Genomic DNA, 19,026 nt, shown 5'->3' with positions numbered 1-19,026 from the left:
TACAGCGTGCGCAGTACACGAAGCTGAGCCGTTCATCCGCGCGGCCCGGGATTTCGAATTATTCGGAATAGTTGCATACCCAGGCAGAGTATCCGTCCCTATCGTAGCGCCCTTCGATGAAGAGGGTGTCGGCAACGCCGCACCCCGACCTCAAGGAAGCTCCGATGAAACGCCTCATTCTGCTGGGCGCAGCCTTGCTGTTGCCCACGTTCGCCAGCGCCGAAATGCCGTCGATCCACGTCGGCGCCATGTACGAGTACCTGTTGCCCGACCAGGGCGCATTGCTGAAGCGTGTCCGCAACAGCGGTGACGCCACGGCATTCGTGCGTGTGCAGGTCACCGAGGTGCGCTACACGGAGGACAACACGCCTTACGAGGTCGATGTGGAGCCGGGTGTGTATGGCGGTGGTGGCAATGCCCTGATTGCCAGCCCTTCGCGCCTCATCGTTCCGCGCCAAGGGCAGCAGGCCACGCGGCTGCTCTTCCACGGCAATCGTGACAAGGAGCGCTATTACCGTGTCCGCTTCGTGCCTGTGCTGCCGAAGAAGGAGGACGAGTTCGCACTGACCGAGGCGCAGTCCGAGGACTATCGCCGTTCCATCGCGGCCGGCGTCAACGTGCTCACCGGCTATGGCGTCTTCGTCATCGTGCATCCGGAAAAGCCGTTGTCTGATCTGCGCACTGATCGACAGGCCGACCGCACCGTGGTGCACAACGCGGGCAACAGCACCGTGGTGCTCGACAACGTGCGCCAGTGCAGCACCGGCACCCAGCCCGGGCAATGCGGAGCGTCGCGCAGGGTGCATCTGTTGCCCGGACGCAGCGAGGCATTCGCACATCTGCCTGGCCAAGACCATCGCTTTGAAATCGTCGAGGGGAAATCCCGCAAATCCGTCCTGCTCGACTAGCAGCTTCCTCTGAAGCTGCGTCCACCGCCGCACACGTCGGCATTTTCCAACCCTGGAGCAATTGCAATGAACCTGAAGTCCATCACCGTGGCCGCCCTGGCCACCCTGACCCTGTCGCCGGCCGTCGCCTTCGCCGATCCGGAGCAGTTCCCGCTGCAGATCAACGTCACGGCCACCGTGCCGTCGCCGACCGGCCTGCAGATTTCCCCCGTGGGTGACTGGGCCGGCGAAACCCAGGACCTGCCGTGGAACATGACCACGCAGCGTCTGGAGCCGGTGCAGAAGCAGATCGACATGAAGAGCGGCTTGGGCGCGATCACTGCGCACCTTGCCTACGACGCCAAGCTGGCGGCAGACGCCGGTGAAATGCCGATGACGGTTTCCGTGGCCGGCAAGACCCTGGACGTGGGCCCGGCCGCCGCCGTTGAAGTCGCGACTGAAGTCGAGGCTGCGGCTGGCAAGCGTGCCCTCGTGTCCATCGCAGCGGCGCCGGCCGGCGGCGACTACCTGCAGGGCAACTACAGCGGCACCGTTTCGATGATGTTCGAAAGCCGTTCGCCGTAAGCACAGTCCTGTGCAGACCGGGCGCGCCCGCTCCCCCCCGGAGAGCGGGCGCGCGCCTCATTCTGACTCAACAAGAAGCCATCATGTCTCCGCGCACCCTCCCTCTCGCCATTACCCTCGCGCTGTTCTGCACCGCGCCTGCCGTGCTGGCTGCCGAGGGCGCGCTGGACACACTGAACCTGCTGGAGCAGTCCGATGCCCTGCCGGACGACTTCCGCGATCACTTCTTCGATGTGCCGCTGGTGGTCCGGGTAGAACGGGACGGCGAGTACCTGGGTGACGCGCGCGCCGTGCTCACCCGCGACAACGCGGTGTCGTTGCTGGAGTTCACCGACGCGCACGGCAGCACCCAGCCCGAGAGCGAGCGCGAGCGTTGGCTGGCCGTGCTGGGCTCCCCTCATGCCCTCGGCCCGTGCACCAAGCCGTGCCGCGATGGGCTCGCCGGCCTGCACTACAGCCTCGAGAGCTCCCTGCTTTCGATCGCCTCCGAAGCGGCCGGCCAGGCGTTGGCGGTGCAGCGCCACCTGTCGCTGCCCGATTCCGGCAGCAGCGGCCTGATCCTGCGCCACCAGTTGAATGCCTACGGCGGAGAGGGCCAGCGGGCTGCCGGTCGCTACGCGCTCGCCGCACAGGGCAGCGTCGGCAACTGGACACTGGACGCCAGCTACCAGGCGGACCGCAGCGGCGAGGATGATCGTCGCGTCCGCCATGTCCTGCAGTCACTGCACGCGCAGCGTGAGTTCAAGGACCATTTCCTGCGTGCAGGATGGTTCCTCCCGAATTTCGACGGCGTTACGCGGCAGCCCCGTGGCGCAGGACGCACCCGTTTCACCACCTTCGGGGTGATGGCCGGTTCGTCCGATACGCTGCTGGTGGACAGTCGTTCGCCCAGCCTGTACCCGGTACACGTGACTGCCAACCGCGAGGGCAGCGTCGAGGTCTACCGTGACGGCAGCCTGATCCTGACCCAGGCGGTCCGTCCGGGGCTTCAGCAGGTGGAGACGCGACGTCTGCCTAGCGGCATCTATGAAGTGGAACTGCGTGTGATCGAGGACGGACGCGAGACGTCACGGACAACGTCCATCATCCACAAACCCACCCAGTGGCGCGATCCCAGCCGGCGTTGGCGCTACAGTGCCTTTGCCGGCGTGCAGGACAGCCTGCTGGACAGCTTCGATGATCCCGGCGCGGGCCGGCCTGCCGTGGGCGGCGTGGTCAACTATCTTGCGCATCCACGTGCGGTGCTTGGCGTTGCTGTGCAATCCATCGGGGACGAGCGCTCGCTTGCCGGTTCAGTCGACTGGCAGGTCAACGACTGGGCCAATGTCTACACGAATGCCTATACCTCCAACCGGACCGGCAAGGGCGTGGACCTGCAGGGCCTGCTGCGCTACCGCAATGGCAGCGTGGTCGCCTCGCATACGCGGAGCTGGCAGGCGCAGGGCGACCTCATCGAACCTCCGCCGTTTCCCGGGTACACCAGCGCGCCCGTGCGCGAGGGCTGGTTGCGCACCTCCGCAGTCGGGGTCAATCACGGGTTCGGCCGGCATGGCCAGCTCTCGGCCCGGATCTCACACAGCCAGGGCATCAGCCGCGGCACCGGCTTCGACCTTTCATTCAGCCGTCGGCAGACGCTGTTCGGCAGTGACGCCAACTGGCGGGCCTCGGTCTTCGATCGCCCCGGCAGCATCAGCTCGGGCCTGCGACGCAATCGTGGCGTGGAGTTCACCTTGAACATCGCGCTCGGCCAGGATGGGCGCCGCTACAGTGGCAGCCTTGGCTCACGGACCGGGGCCCGGGGTGGCCGTGACGTCTACGCCAGCGCAGGCGTACAACAGCGCTTCGCAGACAGCATCGTGCACAGTGTCGCCGGGCAGGTCACCGTGGACAGCACCGGCATCGGCCTGGGCGGCAACGCCCACTTCGAGTCGGCTGCACTGCGCGGGGATCTCCATCTGCAGCGCTCTTCGCTGGACGGTGGTGTGAGCGGGGGCGTCAATCTGGAGAGCACGCTTGCCGTGGGCGGAGGCTCCCTGGCGATCGCAGGCGCCGGCCAGGCCAGCATGGTTGACACCGGCATGATCATCGATGTGCGTTCGGACCTGGCCGGCGCCACGATCCGTGCCCACGACAGCCGTGGCGGTTCCCATATCCTGCGCCCCGGCCGCAATCTGCTGCCGGTGTCCGCCTACAGGCCCGGGTCGATCCAGCTCGACTTCGATGATCACCATGCGCCGGCCGCCGCGATCCAGCCGTCGGTGCTGCCCTATCACCTCAACAAGGGCGGCATCGCCTACAACCAGGTCGATGTCGTCAGCACGATCACCGTGATGGGCCATCTGCAGGACTCGCAGGGGCGGCCGCTCGCGGGTGCGCACGTGGTCAATCATGCCGGGCGCAGTGTCGCCGAGGCCGATGGCTTCTTCGCCCTGGAGATGAACAGCCGGATGCCGACGCTGGTGGTGCGTCATCCGGACATCAGCGCATGCAGTTTCGAGCTGGATGGCCGCACAACCCGCCCGCGTGGGGAGATGTGGATGGCTGGCATCCTCAGATGTCCACCTTCGGCCGTGGCCGCACAGGCTGCGGCCGGCCATGCTGGAGAAGCGCCATGATGTTCCATCTGCTGTGCCGCTTCCTTCGCCGGCTCACGCTCGGCGTGTCGATGCTGCTGCCCGCCCTGGTCGCGCAGGCGGGCGACGTGTACATCACGGCCGAGTTCAAGCCGGACCTGACAAACCCCAACCAACGGGGATTCGTCAACACCACGCCGTGGAGCGGGGTCTGTGCCAATGCGCATATGGCGACCTGCATCGCCAACAACTGGTGGAGCATCGATACGACCGTCCGTGGCAGCAAGGAGGTGATCCGCAATGCGGACTACGGCCCGGACGGCTTCTATATCGCGATGCCGGCACCGCGCATCGTGACCGTCACGTCCGAGGATGGCGCCAGCAGCTTCGACCTCACCCTGCGGGTGATCGGCGCGGCGATGCGGTTCACCGACGAGGACAGGGACGGGGCGTCGAGCGGGTTCTACTCCAGCGGCGGACCGAACAACTGCTCGTATGGGGTGACAGGATCAAGTGCCTATACTGTCATGCGCATGCTCCTGCGCCGCGACGATGGACAGGGCGCCGTCGCCTGCGGCCTGCACTGGGTGAACACCAACAACTATGCCATTCCAGCACTGGATTTCGTCTATGCGCTGGAAACCCCGGCGCCGCTGGAGATGCGCAGTGGCATCTACACCGGTTCGACCCGCTTCTCGTTCGGGGGAACCGGGCAGGGCAGTGACTTCGACCTCGGGCACCGGGTATCCCTGTCCGACAGCCTGGTGAACGTGCATTTCCGCCTGGAGGTGCGCCATGCGTTCCGGTTGGATGTGGCCCCCGGCATGGATCACGCGGTGCTGGCGCCCAAAGGCGGGTGGAGCCAGTGGACCGACCATGGCATCGCACCGGCGCGGCTGCAGCAGGAAGTTCCGTTCCACATCAGCAGTTCCGGCCAGTTCAGTGTCTCGATGCAGTGCGAGCACCTGCAGGGAGACGGGCGCTGCGGGATCCGCAATACGAGCGTTGATGCCGATGACGTTCCGTTGGATGTCAGCCTGACATTGCCAGGTTTTCGTGATCGCGCGAGCGGCCGCCAGGTGGTGGATCTGCCGCTGCGAGTGAACCAGCCTCCGCCTGTATTCACCGCCGATGCCGTCATCATCGGGCGTTCGTCGACGCTTCGGTTCGCCGTGAACGGCGAGCCGGTACGGAAGATGCTGGATCACCCGGGCACCACGTATCAGGGCAGCGTCACCGTGGTGTTCGACGCAGATCCATAGCGCTGCGACGTGTGGTGTCTGGCATCATCGGCAGAGCATTCGGACGAGTGCTCTCCATCCGGTCCTTCCTGGGAACCTCTGATGCCTGACAATTCCGCCCCCCTGCGCGTACTCGCTTTCGCCGGCAGCCTGCGCCGGAACAGTTACAACCGGCACCTGATCGACGCTGCAACAGGCTCGGCGCCGGCCGGCCTGTCGCTGACCATCCATGACAGCATCGCTGACATTCCGCTGTTCAACGAAGACCTGGAAGCAGACGCTGCGGGTGGTCCGGACGGCGTGATGCGCCTGCGTGCTGCGGTTGCGGCGGCCGACGGCGTGCTGATCGCCACGCCCGAATACAACCAGTCCCTGCCGGGCGTGTTGAAGAACACCCTGGACTGGCTGTCGCGCAACGATGCCGCGCTGGGTGAGGTGCTGTCCGGCAAGCCGGTCGCCATCATGGGCGCCACCCCAGGGCAGTGGGGCACACGGCTGGCGCAATCGCAGCTGCGCCACGCGCTGGCCGCGATGGGGGCACTCGTCATGACCTCGCCGCAGCTGTACATTGCCGAGGCGGCATCGGCACTCGACACCGCAACGAATGACTTCGATGACGCCACCCGCAAGCGGTTGCACCGCTTCCTGGAGGGGTTCCAGAGCTGGATTCACCAGTTGCGCGGGGAGCGCAGGCCATGAACCACACTCGCATGAAACCGATTGGATGCCTTGCCCTTGCACTGGCCGCGATGCTGACCGGCAATGCCTGGGCCGAGTCAGACGAGAGCACCAAGCGCCCGTCGGCCGAGCAGTTGCAGCGGCTGATTGTCGACCGCTCGCCGCAGACTCGCGTCGAACGTCCTGACAGCGAGCGGATCACAGCCCGCCGCATCGACATCGTGGATGACAAGGGCGTGATCCGCATGACGCTGTCGGGGCAGACGCCGGCACCGATCATCGATGGCATCCAGTACAAGCGCGCGTTCAACGTCGCGGGCATGGTGCTGTACGACGACAAAGGCAGTGAACGCGGCGGGTTCGGCACCGCTGACATCGAGGGCGGGATGGCCGTGCTGGCGCTGGATCACCCGGCGATGGATGCGATCGGCTGGCGGGTATCGCCCGATGGCGATGTCCGCTTCTCGATCAATCAGGCACCGCCACCGATCCGCGATGCCGCACTGGGCAACAAGCTGGTACCGGGGGTGCAGGTTCCGACGCGTATCCAGATGGTGGTGGGCGCCGACGGCACGCCGGCCATCGCCTTGAATGACAAGCAGGACCGGACCCGCCTGCGCCTCACCGTCACTGCCGAAGGCCATGGTGCCATCGAGTTCCTCGATGCACAGGGCAGGGTGGTGCATACGCTGGCCCCGGAAGCCGGCGCGCAGTAGACGCCGGACGCGGCGGTCGATGGCATCGGCCATCTGCAGATGGATCGCCGGTGGGCTGGCAATAGCCTTGCTGGCGACGGCCGCACAGGCGGAGACCCGGGCGCGCGCGCCCATCGTGCGAACCGATGATGTGACACGCTTCTTCGCGGTGATGGACGCCAGCGGTGGCAGGCCGGATGCATTGTTGCTGCAGCGCCGCTATCTGCAGCCGGGCAGCGATGCGCTGCATCAGTTCAGCGAACTGCGTATCGGCTCGATGCAGCGGCTTGCCGATGCAATCCAGCAGAAGCCGGCGCTGTATGTGAAGGCGCGCACGTGTGCTGCGGCACTGCCGGGCATCCGCAGCGGAGTGACCCGTGCGCTGCGGAATCTCGGCGATATCGTGCCGTCGGCCCGTTTTCCTCCGGTCACCCTCCTCGTCGGACGGGGCACCACCGGTGGCGTGACCACGCCGGACGGCGTGGTGATCGGCCTGGAGACACTCTGCAACGCGGACTGGATGCAGGCCGATGTGACGGAACGCTTCGTGCACCTGATTGCGCACGAGTATGTACACGTGCAACAGCACGGTGCCGCGGTTGAAGTGCCGGCGCCTACGCTGCTGTATCAGACGCTGCTGGAGGGCGGTGCAGAGTATGTGGGTGAACTGATCTCCGGGCAGCCCGCCAACAGCCATCTGCAGCGCTGGACCGCAGGGCGCGAATGCGCCCTGGAACGGGAATTCGTCGCGCAGCGCGACAGCACCGACCTGTCGCGGTGGCTGTACAACGGCCCTGGCGACGACACCCGCCGCGGCGATCTGGGTTACTGGATCGGGCAGCGCATCGCGCGGGCGTACGTCAACCGCGCCGACGACAGGCAGAAGGCCATCGCCGAGCTGCTGGATGTAAGGCCCGAAACCGCAGAGGCGCTGTTCAGCGCCAGTGGTTGGACGCCGGCGTGCGTTCCCGGCAGTACCGGGGCGCGGTAGGCAGGTCGTGCTGAAGCCATGACTTCAGGCACTGCAGGCGATCTGCCTCCATCGCCACTCTGACCGCATGTCCCAGGAAGGAGCATTGCCTTGTCTGCCATCCGACACGTGGCGTCCGTATTGCTGGCGTTCGCGCTGTACTGTCCTTTCGCCGAGGCCAGGCAGTCGCCTGCCGATGTGCTGGCGGATATCGAGCGTAACGGGCGTGCTGCCCATTCCGACGCTGTGCTGATCCAGAAGGACGGTGTTCCACTGCTGGATGTGGCCTCGACCAGCGGGCCGATTCACCTCATGTCGGCCACCAAGTCGATCATGGCGCTGGCGATCGGCCTGCTGCTCGATGACGGGAAGCTTGCGTCGCTGGACGAACCGGTCAGTGCGATCTATCCGGAATGGCGCCAGGGCCAGAAGCGGGACATCACGGTAAGGATGTTGCTGGAGCATACCTCCGGCCTGCAGAACGTTCCCAACGCGGGGGTCGAGCTGGAATCTGCGCCGGATCTCGTGCAGCTCGCGCTCGCAGCGGAAATCACGTCCGTGCCCGGCAGCGCGTTCTCCTACAACAACAAGGCCACCAATCTTCTGCCGGGCATCATTGCCCGCCTGGCCGGCCAGCCCGTGGATGCCTATCTGGAGGCGCGCCTTTTCAGGCCCCTGGGGATCACGCGCTACGACTGGATGAAGGATGAAGCGGGCACGCCCTTGGGCATGGCCGGGCTCTCCCTGTCAGCCCGGGACCTGGCCGCCATTGGTCAGCTGATGCTCGATGGCGGGGTGGCCAAGGACGGAACGCGCCTGATGAGCGAACACGCGATCTCCTTGATGACCGTCGAGAGTACGCAGTCTGCGGACGTCGGATTACTGTGGTGGCGGCTGCCGGAATGGGAGCGATACACGCTGCTGAATGATGCGCAGCGCACGCTCCGGGAGCGCGGCGTATCTGACCGGCTTCAGCATGCGCTGCTGGCGGCGGAAGGCAGCACCTTTGCCAGCAAGTCGGCGCTGATGGCGCATCTCAGCCAGCAGCTGGGCGACGATTGGCAGCCGTTGTACGCCACCGAGATCACCGGCCGCGGGCTGAAGATCGCCGATCTTTTCCAATCCCAGCGTGGTCCGGTCAGCGCCTACGCCGCCAATGGATATCTTGGCCAGCACCTGGTGGTCGTACCGGAGCAGCGCATCGTCGCGGTCCGGCTGATCCAGCGCAGGGAAAGCCATGCCTTCCCGGTCGACGATTACGCCACGTTTCCAGCGGAGATCATTCGCCTGGCGAAGTCGATGCCTGCGTTGGCTGCGCCCGCCACGGGCATCGGCGGGGCGCAGGATGATGTTGCAGTGCACACAGAAGTACGCAGCACAGCTAGTCCCATCCGGCTATAGGAGCCCAGCGCCGCTCGACGCACACTTCGTCCCGTGAAGGCCTACGGGAGGGGCGTGAGATGAGTCTGTACATGGGGAGACTGCGCAGGCTGGCAGTGCTTTTGTTGCTGCTGAATCCCTTGCTTGCGGGTGCGGCGCCGGCGGCATCGTCGGTGCCTGCACCCGAGGTGGTTCCGCTGTGGCCGCAGGACCACTGGCAGCAACGCGCGCGTGGCCCGGAACGGATCGGGATCGAAGGCAGTGCGAAGGGCGCGGTCTCGGGCATCAGCGATGCGCGCATGGAAATCTATCGCCCGCTGAAGCCGAACGGCTCCGCGGTGGTGATCTTCGGCGGTGGCGGCTACTTCCGGATCCAGATCGGCAGCGCCGCCAAGCCGACGGCGCAGTGGCTGCAGTCGCTGGGGGTCACGGCTGCGGTCGTCTACTACCGGCTGCCTGCCGATGGATGGGCACCTGTCTCGCCCTTCCAGGATGGCCAGCGCGCCATGCGGCTGATGCGCGCACAGGCGCCCAGCCTGGGGGTCGATCCGGAGCGCATCGGCGCGTTGGGCTTTTCCGCTGGAGGCAACCTGGCCGGGATCGTCGCCACGCGCTTCGATGCCCCGTTGTATGCGCCGGTGGATGCGGCCGACCAGCTGTCGGCGCGGCCGGATTTCCTCGGCATGATCTATCCGGTCGTTTCAATGCGTGCGCCGCTGGACCAGACCCGGTCGAAGCGGGAGCTGGCGAGCCAGAACGACGCCCAGCAGGCTTATTCGGTCGAAGAACACATCCGCAAGGACATGCCGCCGGTGTTCCTGGCCCAGGCCGTGGATGACCGCATCGTGGATGTCGGCCACAGCGTGGCGATGTACCAGGCCGCGCATGCAGCGGGTATTCCGGTGGAGCTGCATCTGTTCGAGGCCGGAGGCCACAGCTGGGGGCTGGGCCGGCCCGGCACATTGGTGGCGCAGTGGCCGCGGCTCTTCGCCAACTGGGCACGCAGCCACGGCTACCTCGGGCCAGCGCCTGCGCGGCTGCCCCCGAACGGTGGCCAGGCGATGCCGGCCGCTGCACCTCAGCCCCAGCCTGCGCTGGACGACGATGGCGCGGGCGACTGAGCCGCGCACCGTACTTCATTCGGGAGAACTCCATGAATTCACTGAAGCGTGCCGCGCTCGCCGCGGCTGCCGGCGGCGGCCTGTTGCTGGCGTCACCCTCCGTGCTGGCCGCGGCCAGCGATACCGAAGCCGGGTTGCGTGCACAGGTGCAGGAGCAGGCCAGACAGCTGCGCGAACAGGCAACCCTGCTGCAGCAGCTGAGCGCACGCCTGGCTGCGCTGGAAGGGGGAACGCAGGGCGCTGCCGCAGTGCCCGGCAGCGACGCCAACGTTGACGCGCAGGTAGCCGCCGCAATCGCCGACACCCGGCAGGACGACCTGGCCATTCTGCAGGCACAGGTGGCCCAGCTTGCCGCGACCGGTGGGGGAGGCGATGGCAATGTGCGCTGGCGCAAGGGTGGCCCCGAGCTGCGCAGCGGTGATGGCCGGTTCACTTTCCATCCCCGTGGCCGCGTGCTGGTGGATTTCAGCACCACCCACGGATCCGGATTCGACGCGCGCAACGTCACCGGCACCGATCTGGCCAGCGGCCGCCTGGGTGCAGAGGGACAGATGGGACCGCTGGGCTACAAGATCGATGCGGACTTTGCTGGCAACGAGGTATCACTGAAGGACACCTACCTGTCCTGGGACACGCGGATGGGAGGGCTGCCGACAGAGATCTACGTGGGCAACAAGCTCAAGGACCGTGGCCTCGACGGTGGCACCAGTGGAGTGAACACGCCTTTCATGCAGCGCAATGCCGTGGCCTCGGTGGGCGCCCAGCAGAGCGGGTACTACGGACTGGGCGTCACCACCAAGGTGATCGGCGATGGCTGGCATGCCAGCGTCGCGGTGACCGGCGACGATATCGGCAATGACAGCACGGCCAGCGACACGATTGCGTATCTGCTGCGCGCGCACTGGAACCCGCTGCGTGGCCAGGCCGGCTTCCTGCACCTGGGCGGCTGGTACTGGTACGAGGATCTCGGCCAGGACGTCGGCAGCATCAACAAGACCTCGCCGATCGCACTGGGCTGGAACGGCAACGTGCGCGTATCGGCCAGTTCCATCGCCAACGTCACCGACAACCGCGCCTGGGGCCTGGAACTGGGTGGGGTGTACGGCCCGGTGTGGGCCTTTGCCGAACACACCACGCGCACCATCGAGTCGCGCACGGTCGACCCGGTCGACCAGCAGGCCACATCGATCTACGCAGGCTGGCTGATCACCGGTGAGCGCCCTGGATTCAGCAGCCGCTCCGGGGTATGGGGTACCACGCGCGTACTTCGCCCCGTGCAGGAAGGCGGCATCGGCGCCTTCGAGCTGGCGGCCCGCTATGACCGCTACGACTTCCTTGATGCTGCCCGCGGTGGCGAGGGCACGGCATGGACGCTCGGGCTGAACTGGTACCTCAACAACTGGTCACGCCTGATGCTGAACTACGTTCACTGGAAGACCGACAACAAGGTGGGCAATGCCCAAGGGCCGGATTCCGGCAATACTGTCGGCGTACGGGCGCAGGTCTCGTTCTGAGCCCGGTCGGCGATCCGGGTGCGGCACCCGCGGAGCATCCCTTGACAGGCCACGGCGCCACCACCACGCTGCGTGCCATGCATATCGATATCAAGGCGCTGGACGAGCGGCAGCTGAAGGCACTCATCGCGGCCGCCGAGCGGCGGCTGCAGCTGCTCGCACAGCGACGTTCCGCGGCCGTCGTCAGGCGTGAGCTGGTCGCCGCCGCCGCAGAATGCGGTTATTCAATCGAGGAACTGTTCGCCGGCGCCAGCGCGGTGTCCGTGCCTGCGGGCGGCGCTTCCCGCAGGCGCCGGAAGACAGGCAAGGTCGCACCCAAATATCGCGACCCCGAGAACCGGCGGAATACCTGGACCGGTCGCGGGCGCATGCCGCGCTGGCTAGCGGACAAGACCCGGCACGGTCGCAGCGCGACCGATTTCCTGATTCCGGGCCTGGCCAGGCCGACGACGGGCAAGGATGTGGTCATCGGGCGCAGGAGTGTGTTCAAGCAGAAGTGATGGGGCGTCCCCTAGTAGCTCCCGAAACGGATCTGCACTGCGCCGTCCACCACGTTCACGACGCCGATCTCCGCCGGGCCGAGCTCGACCACGGCGGGCCAGGAATGGCGGAAACCCAGCGGCCATGCGGGAGGTGTTACCGTGCGCCAGCTCGATCCGCTGTCCTCGCTCCAGCTGACTTCGTTCAGGCACGAGGTCACGAACATCACCCCGCGCGTACTGGTCATGACGTGGGGGCCGCAGCGCTGGTCGGCGAGCGGCGTACCGAGGCCGGCCGGCCAGGTCCGCCCGTCCGTCGAGACCTTGTACGACACCGGGCATTGCGGATCATCGCCGCAGGTCTCGAACACCATCAGGTAGCCACCGGCGGGGCGGCGTGCCATGACGGGCATGCCGGGCCGGAGCTGCCCACCGCCGGGCTGTTCGGCAATCGTCATCGCAGGTCCCCAGGTGCGCCCGCCATCGTTGGACAGTCGCTGTGAAACGACCTGGTTGTAGGACGGATGCTCATCGGCGCGGGTTTCATCGGCATACACCACCGACAGCGTGCCGTCGTCCAGGCGCGTCAACACCGGCTCCCACACGCCGCGGTCCTTGCGCCCGTTCGGTGCCTCGTTGCCGGCGAGGGTGCTCAGGAAGGTCCAGTGTGCTCCAAGGTCGTCGCTGGCATAGAGATGCAGCCGGTAGGAGACGCCTTCGACCAGCGAACGCATCGCCAGCAGCACACGCCCCTCCGGCAGCACCAGCAGTTCGCCGTTGTCGATCATCCGGCCGGGCTCGGCCACGTCGGACCAGGGCGCCCAGCTGCGGGCCCGGTCACTGCTGATCGAGAGCTGCAGGGTGGTCGGCTGCCCTTCATTGAAGCGCGTGGTCACTGCCAGCCAGCGGCCATCCGGCAGCTGCGCCAATCGCCCCCAGCCCGCGTTGCGGGCGGCCACGGTGGCGGTGCCAGTCCATGTGATCTCCGCTGCGTGCAGCACAGAGGCGAACCCGGTCAGGGCCAGCAGGGCCAGGCAGCGCATACCACTGCGCAGAACGAATGCGTGTCGGACAGTCAGGCGCATCGAGGTCACCAGTAGGTTGCGTAGAGGGCCACCAGGATCGCCAGCACCGCCAGCGAAGCCATGTTGAACGATGGGGCGGTGGCATAGCTCACATCGTCGGTGCGGATACGATCACGATCGCCACTGGCGCGGGTGCCCAGCGCGACGCCTACGCCCAGCAGCAGCGTGACCAGGAACACCACGCCCATGCGGTCCATGAAGGGCAGCGAGGGCCACAGCAGCTTCAGGGCCAGCGACAGTACGAAGGAGCCGACCGCCGCAGCCAGCGCACCGGCTTCGTTCGCACGCTTCCAGAACAGGCCCAGCAGGAAGATCACCACGATGCCGGGGGTGAAGAAGCCGGTGAACTCCTGGATGTACTGGAAGCCCTGGTCGAACCCGCCCAGCAGTGGGCGCGCGGTCAGCACCGCCACGATGATCGAGACGGACGCCGCGAACCGGCCGACACGCACCAGTCTGGCTTCCGAGGCATCGGGCGCGCGCTTGGCATAGAAGTCGAGCGTGAAGATGGTGGCGACGGAATTGATCTTCGATGCCAGCGACGCAACGATGGCGGCCACCAGCGCGGCGAACACCAGGCCCAGGATGCCGCTGGGAAGCAGCGCCAGCATCGTCGGGTAGGCCGCGTCCGGGCGTTCCAGGCCGGGGGCGAGCATGACCGCGGCGATGCCGGGCAGCACCACGATGGCCGGAATGAGCAGCTTCAGGAACGCTGCGAACACCACGCCCTTCTGCGCCTCACGCAGATCCTTGGCGGCCAGTGCGCGCTGGATGATGTACTGGTTGAAACCCCAGTAGCTGAGATTGGCGATCCACATGCCGCCCAGCAGCACCGACAGCCCGGGCAGATCCTTGTAGAACGGGTTGTCCTTGCTGAGGATCATTTCAAAGCGTTCCGGATGCTGCTGCCACAGCTGCATGAAGCCGTCGGTGACGCTGCCGTTGCCGATCTGGCCCAGCGTGATGAAGGTGACCAGCAGGCCACCCAGAACCAGCAGCGAGACCTGCACGATGTCGGTCAGCGCGACCGCCTTCAGGCCGCCATACAGCTGGTAGGCCAGTGCGAAGGCGCCCAGCAGCACCAGCGCCACGTCTTGGTTGAGGCCTGCCACGCCGGCAATGGCGATCGAACCCAGCCACAGGATCGAGGTGAGATTGACGAATACGTACAGGCCCAGCCAGAACACGGCCATCAGCGTGCGGATGCGGTTGCCGTAGCGCTCCTGCAGGAACTGCGGCATGGTGGTGATGCCGTTGCGCAGGAAGATCGGCAGGAACCATTTGCCGACGATCAGCAGCGTGATCGCCGCCATCCATTCATAGGATGCGATGGCCAGGCCGATGGCATAGCCCGAGCCGGACATGCCGATGATCTGTTCGGCCGAGATGTTGGCCGCGATGAGCGAGGCACCGATCGCCCACCACGGCAGGCTGCGGCTGGCCAGGAAGTAGTCCTGGGCCGACTTCTGCCGGCCGGCCTTCTCGCGGGAAACCCACTGCGCGAGGATGAAGATGCCGGCCAGATAGGCCAGCACGATGCTGATATCCAGGGGGGAAAGGCTCATGGAAGCTCCGCGATGGGTCCGCGCTGTGGGCACGGCGGCACGTCATTGGGGTTGCCGGCGAACCGGGGTTCGGGAACGCCGGCGATGCCGGCGTCGGTGGCGAACAGATGGCCGGCGAAGGGGTCGCGCGCACGCGCGGCCGCGTCCAGGCCGTCGTGCGCGCTGGTGATGAACATCGTTCGCAGCGTGCTGCCGCCAAAGACCGGGCGGGTGGGCTGCGCGACCGGGACGGAAAGCGTGCGGTCCTGCCGGCCATCGGGCCGGTAGCGCACCACGCGCGAACCGCCCCAGCGGGCATTCCAGAGTCCGCCTTCAGCATCGACCACACTGCCATCGGGCTCGCCATTCTCGGCGCGCAGATCGGCGAACACTGTTACCGCACCCGGGCTGTCGCCGTAATCGCAACGCAGGATCTGCTTCTGCAGCGAGTCGCAGAAGTACATCGTGCGGCCGTCCGGGCTGAACGCCACGCTGTTGGCAATCGCCACGGTCGGTAGCGGAAGCGTCTCGAGCACGAGATCGGCGGTGAGCCTGTAGAAGGGCGCGACGGCCTGCTTCGGACCGTTCGTGGGTTCATGCAGCATGCCGAACACGAAGCGGCCCTGGCGGTCACAGGCGCCATCATTGGCGCGCAGACGCGCCCCTGTGTCGGGCAGCACAAGCACGTCACGCAGCTCGCCGCGCGCCGGATGGAAGAATGCCAGCCGCGACGCCAACGCCAGCAGCAGCCAGCCTTCGGCCTCGCACAATGCCAGTGCGGCCAGCCGCTCCGGCATCGGCCAGCGGGTGAGCGCGCCGTCACCGGGGCGATAGCGCCACAGCTGCGCCTGCGCGATGTCGGTCCAGTACACCACCGATTCGCGATCACACCACAGCACGCCTTCGCCCAGGGTGTTTGCGGCCGGCACCGCGACAGTGGCGGACCCGCTCACACCCAGCCTCCGTCGATGATGAAGTCCTGGCCGGTACACATGCGGCTGTCATCGGCGGCCAGGAACAGGGCGGCGCGCGCCAGGTCATCCGCGCGCAGATAGCCCGGCAGGCATTGCGCACGACGCAGCTGTGCTTCGCCCTCCGCGTCCAGCCACAGCCGCTGCTGCTTCTCGGTGATCACCCAGCCCGGTACCAGCGCATTGATGCGGATGCGGTCCTGCCCCAGTTCCCGGGCCAGGCCGTTGACCAGGCCGTGGACCGCGGATTTGGCCACCGCGTACAGCGGATACCCGCTGTTCTTGATCATCCAGCCCGTCGAACCCAGGCAGATGATCGAACCGCCGCCGAGGGCGCGCATGTCCGGCACCAGCGCCTGGATGGCGAAGTACTGGTGGCGCAGGTTCACCGCCATGCTGCGTTCAAAGTCCGCGATGCCGGTGTCGGCCAGGGCATGACGAGCATCGTTGGCGGCATTGTTGACCAGCACCGAGAACGGTCCAGCCAGGATGCGCGCGTGGGCGATGGCGGACCGGAGTGCCTCGATATCGGTGATGTCGCAATGCAGATAGCGCGGGGCAGTCGCAACGTCGCGCAGGCTTTCCAGCAGCGCTTGGGCGCCGCTGTCGTCGATGTCGAGAAAGACGACCTTCGCACCCTGCCGCGCGAAGTGCTCGACGAAGGCGGCGCCGATGCCGGTGGCACCACCGGTGATCAGCACCGCGCGGTTCTCAAGGCTGGGATAACGTGCCTGATCGGTCATGGCGCTCACCATTCGGCCACGCTGCCATCGGCATGGCGCCAGATGGGGTTGCGCCAGCGGTGGCCTTCGGCGGCTCGCTCGTCAACGTAGGCCTGGTTGATCTCGATGCCCAGCCCCGGGCCGTCGGGAATCCTGACGAAGCCTTCCCTGTACTCGAAGGGCGCGCGGTCCACCAGGTAGTCCAGCAGATCGTTGCTGGCGTTGTAGTGGATGCCCAGGCTCTGTTCCTGGATGAAGGCGTTGTAGCAGACCGCATCCAGCTGCAGGTTGGCCGCCAGCGCGATCGGACCGAGCGGGCAGTGCAGAGCGATGGCGACGTCGTAGGCTTCGGCCATGGCCGCGATCTTGCGGGTTTCCGTGATGCCACCCGAGTGCGATGGATCCGGTTGCAGGATGTCCACGCCACCGGTCTGCAGTACGCGCTTGAAGTCGAAGCGGGAGTACAGGCGTTCGCCCAGCGCGATCGGCGCAGGCGAAAGGGCGGCCAGTTCCGGGATGGCTTCCAGGTGCTCGGAAAGCACCGGCTCTTCGATGAACATCAGCCCGAAGGGCGCCAGCTCGCGCATCAGCACCTTGGCCATCGGCTTGTGCACGCGGCCATGGAAGTCCACGGCCACTCCCACATCGCGACCCACCGCATCGCGCACGGCCTGTACGTTCTCCAGTACCCGCGTGACCTTGTCATGGCTATCGACGAACTGCACTTCCTCGGTGGCGTTCATCTTCACCGCAGTGAAACCGCGTGCCACGGCGTCGCGGGCGGCACGGGCGGTGTCGGCCGGCCGATCGCCGCCGATCCATGAGTACACGCGGATGCGGTCGCGCACGGGGCCGCCCAGCAGGGCATGCACCGGCACGCCCAGTGCCTTGCCGTGGATGTCCCACAGCGCCTGGTCAATGCCCGCCAGTGCGCTCATCAGGATCGGACCGCCACGGTAGAAGCCGCCACGATAGAGCACGTTCCAGTGGTCTTCGATGTGCCGGGGGTCCTTGCCGACCAGATAGTCGGACAGCTCTTCCACGGCCGCCGCCACGGTGTGCGCGCGTCCTTCGACGATGGGCTCGCCCCAGCCGCAGATGCCGGCGTCCGTATCGATGCGGACGAACAGCCAGCGCGGGGGCACCAGGTAGGTCGTGATGGCAGTGATCTTCATGCGGGGGAGTCCGTGTTCGTTCTGTTCCAGGCGTCGATGAACGCACGCGCGCGGCGTGCGACGTCGTCCGCGGGGGTCTTGGGGGCATACAGGGCGGAGCCGATACCGAAGCCGGCGGCACCTGCCTGGCGGTAGGCGGCCATGCGCTCCGGGGTGATGCCGCCGACGGGCAGCAGCGGCGTGCCGGCGGGAAGCACGCTGGACCACGCCTTCAGCACCGGGGGGGGCAGTTGTTCGGCGGGAAACAGTTTCAGTGCATCCGCACCGGCCCGCAGGGCAGCGAAGGCTTCCGTGGGCGTCGCCACGCCGGGCGTGCAGACCATGCCGCTGGCGTGGGCGGCGGCGATGACCTCCACGTCCGCGTGCGGCATCACCACCAGCCGGCCACCGGCATTGTTCACGTCCTGCACCTGCGCGGTGGACAGGACGGTGCCGGCACCGATCAGGCAGCGATCGCCGAGCTGCTTTGCGAGCAGTTCAATGCTCTGCAGCGGCTGCGGCGAGTTCAGCGGGACTTCCAGGATGTGGAAGCCGGCCTCGGCCAGCGCCGCGCCGATGGCGGGCGCTTCCTGCGGGGTGAGCCCGCGCAGGATGGCAACCAAGGGGAGGGGTTGCATCCAGGCGGTGCTCATGGTGTTTCCTTCAGCGTGGGGGTTTTCTGGACAGCCGCGCGCCCTTCAGATTGGCGCGGGAGTCGGCAATCATGTCCAGCATGGCGGCGCGCGCCGCGTCCGGCTGCTTCTGCCGGATGGCGTCGTACACGTCGAAGTGGCGCGGCAGCGAGTACTTGAAGTCCTGCGCGGTCTGCGCCGAGAGCAGGAAGAAGGTGCCCAGCGCCGCGTCGATGACCGAGAACAGGGATGCCAGCAGTTCGTTGTTGGTGGCTTCCAGCACGCTCTCGTGGAACATCAGGTCGGCCTTGGCCCACGCATCCTGGTCCGGTGCATCGGCCATGGCCTGGTACGCGCTCTTGATCCTGGCCAGCTGCGCGGGCGAACGCCGCTCGGCTGCGGAAGCCGCGGCCGCCGGTTCGATCACCTCGCGCATCTCCACCAGCTTTTCCACGAAGTCCTGGGTGGGCATCAGCGCGCAGCGCCACGCCAGGATGTCGCTGTCCAGCTGCTTCCAGTGACGCGGGTCGCGCACCCGCGAACCGGTTTTCTGCCGGGTTTCGATCAGCCCTTTGGAGCCCAGCACCTTCAGGCCCTCGCGCAGGGCGGAGCGGCTGACGGACAAGGTCTGTGACAGCAGCTCTTCCCTGGGCAGGAATTCGCCCGGCTGAAGTGCGCCGCTGATGATCCGCTGCCCGATCTCCTGGGCCACTTGGTCGTAGAGGTTGCGTACCTCGATCGGTTTCACAGGCATCCCTTTGGCTTGGTGCACCGCAGGCTGCGGTCACTCCTATT

At 66.7% G+C, this 19,026-nt stretch carries 18 protein-coding genes; 11 read left to right on the top strand and 7 right to left on the bottom strand.

Features of this window, described 5'->3' with window-relative positions:
* Positions 1–164: 164 nt before the first annotated feature.
* From N8888_RS09785 to N8888_RS09735, 11 genes are all read left to right on the top strand, one after another.
* Positions 165–908, top strand: coding sequence for a CS1 fimbrial subunit B flags: Precursor (locus tag N8888_RS09785; RefSeq protein ID WP_262100613.1), 744 nt, complete (start codon positions 165–167; stop codon positions 906–908).
* 66 nt (positions 909–974) lie between these two features.
* Positions 975–1,472: a CS1 type fimbrial major subunit gene (locus tag N8888_RS09780; protein WP_053515864.1), complete on the top strand. Its 498-nt coding sequence runs from the start codon at positions 975–977 to the stop codon at positions 1,470–1,472.
* Between the two features lie 83 nt (positions 1,473–1,555).
* A complete protein-coding gene (locus tag N8888_RS09775; RefSeq protein ID WP_263174327.1) occupies positions 1,556–4,087 on the top strand; it encodes a TcfC E-set like domain-containing protein in 2,532 nt (843 codons plus the stop codon).
* Positions 4,084–5,307 carry a hypothetical protein gene (locus N8888_RS09770; RefSeq protein ID WP_263174324.1) on the top strand — a complete coding sequence of 408 codons (1,224 nt, stop codon included), beginning with the start codon at positions 4,084–4,086 and terminating at the stop codon, positions 5,305–5,307. The genes N8888_RS09775 and N8888_RS09770 overlap by 4 nt, the downstream gene beginning before the upstream one ends.
* Before the next feature lie 81 nt (positions 5,308–5,388).
* The gene (locus tag N8888_RS09765) at positions 5,389–5,985 is read left to right on the top strand and encodes an NADPH-dependent FMN reductase (protein ID WP_263174321.1); all 597 of its coding nucleotides are present in this window, start codon (positions 5,389–5,391) and stop codon (positions 5,983–5,985) included.
* An 11-nt stretch (positions 5,986–5,996) separates the two neighbouring features.
* Complete coding sequence (locus N8888_RS09760; RefSeq protein WP_263174319.1) at positions 5,997–6,680, top strand: hypothetical protein; 684 nt, start codon at positions 5,997–5,999, stop codon at positions 6,678–6,680.
* Between the two features lie 19 nt (positions 6,681–6,699).
* Positions 6,700–7,650: a DUF2268 domain-containing putative Zn-dependent protease gene (locus tag N8888_RS09755; protein ID WP_263174317.1), complete on the top strand. Its 951-nt coding sequence runs from the start codon at positions 6,700–6,702 to the stop codon at positions 7,648–7,650.
* 90 nt (positions 7,651–7,740) lie between these two features.
* Positions 7,741–9,030, top strand: a complete 1,290-nt coding sequence (locus N8888_RS09750) for a serine hydrolase domain-containing protein (protein ID WP_430542941.1) — start codon at positions 7,741–7,743, stop codon at positions 9,028–9,030.
* A gap of 59 nt (positions 9,031–9,089) precedes the next feature.
* Positions 9,090–10,130 carry an alpha/beta hydrolase gene (locus N8888_RS09745; protein WP_263174315.1) on the top strand — a complete coding sequence of 347 codons (1,041 nt, stop codon included), beginning with the start codon at positions 9,090–9,092 and terminating at the stop codon, positions 10,128–10,130.
* A gap of 32 nt (positions 10,131–10,162) precedes the next feature.
* A complete protein-coding gene (locus N8888_RS09740) occupies positions 10,163–11,644 on the top strand; it encodes an OprO/OprP family phosphate-selective porin (RefSeq protein WP_065182288.1) in 1,482 nt (493 codons plus the stop codon).
* 77 nt (positions 11,645–11,721) lie between these two features.
* Complete coding sequence (locus N8888_RS09735; RefSeq protein WP_053515935.1) at positions 11,722–12,144, top strand: H-NS histone family protein; 423 nt, start codon at positions 11,722–11,724, stop codon at positions 12,142–12,144.
* Positions 12,145–12,155: 11 nt separating this feature from the next.
* On the opposite strand, the gene N8888_RS09730 is transcribed toward N8888_RS09735, so the two are convergent.
* Genes N8888_RS09730 through N8888_RS09700 form a run of 7 tightly spaced genes read right to left on the bottom strand, consistent with a single transcriptional unit; the run spans position 12,156 to position 18,985 of the window.
* A complete protein-coding gene (locus N8888_RS09730) occupies positions 12,156–13,208 on the bottom strand; it encodes a sialidase family protein (protein ID WP_263174308.1) in 1,053 nt (350 codons plus the stop codon).
* Positions 13,209–13,213: 5 nt separating this feature from the next.
* Complete coding sequence (locus tag N8888_RS09725) at positions 13,214–14,773, bottom strand: sodium/sugar symporter (RefSeq protein ID WP_263174306.1); 1,560 nt, start codon at positions 14,771–14,773, stop codon at positions 13,214–13,216.
* Positions 14,770–15,705 carry an SMP-30/gluconolactonase/LRE family protein gene (locus tag N8888_RS09720; RefSeq protein ID WP_263174303.1) on the bottom strand — a complete coding sequence of 312 codons (936 nt, stop codon included), beginning with the start codon at positions 15,703–15,705 and terminating at the stop codon, positions 14,770–14,772. The genes N8888_RS09725 and N8888_RS09720 overlap by 4 nt, the downstream gene beginning before the upstream one ends.
* Positions 15,702–16,466: an SDR family NAD(P)-dependent oxidoreductase gene (locus N8888_RS09715; protein WP_197571792.1), complete on the bottom strand. Its 765-nt coding sequence runs from the start codon at positions 16,464–16,466 to the stop codon at positions 15,702–15,704. Before N8888_RS09715 ends, N8888_RS09720 begins: the two co-directional genes overlap by 4 nt.
* Before the next feature lie 5 nt (positions 16,467–16,471).
* Positions 16,472–17,620 carry a galactonate dehydratase gene (dgoD, locus tag N8888_RS09710; protein WP_065182278.1) on the bottom strand — a complete coding sequence of 383 codons (1,149 nt, stop codon included), beginning with the start codon at positions 17,618–17,620 and terminating at the stop codon, positions 16,472–16,474.
* Positions 17,617–18,252 carry a 2-dehydro-3-deoxy-6-phosphogalactonate aldolase gene (locus N8888_RS09705; protein WP_065182277.1) on the bottom strand — a complete coding sequence of 212 codons (636 nt, stop codon included), beginning with the start codon at positions 18,250–18,252 and terminating at the stop codon, positions 17,617–17,619. Before N8888_RS09705 ends, dgoD begins: the two co-directional genes overlap by 4 nt.
* 10 nt (positions 18,253–18,262) lie before the next feature.
* Positions 18,263–18,985, bottom strand: a complete 723-nt coding sequence (locus N8888_RS09700) for a FadR/GntR family transcriptional regulator (RefSeq protein ID WP_053515824.1) — start codon at positions 18,983–18,985, stop codon at positions 18,263–18,265.
* Between the last annotated feature and the right edge of the window lie 41 nt (positions 18,986–19,026).

The sequence above is a fragment of the Stenotrophomonas maltophilia genome, assembly GCF_025642255.1.
GTDB lineage: Bacteria > Pseudomonadota > Gammaproteobacteria > Xanthomonadales > Xanthomonadaceae > Stenotrophomonas > Stenotrophomonas maltophilia_P.
Note: the sequence above shows the minus strand (reverse complement) of the source record. Positions and strands in the feature narration are given on the sequence as shown.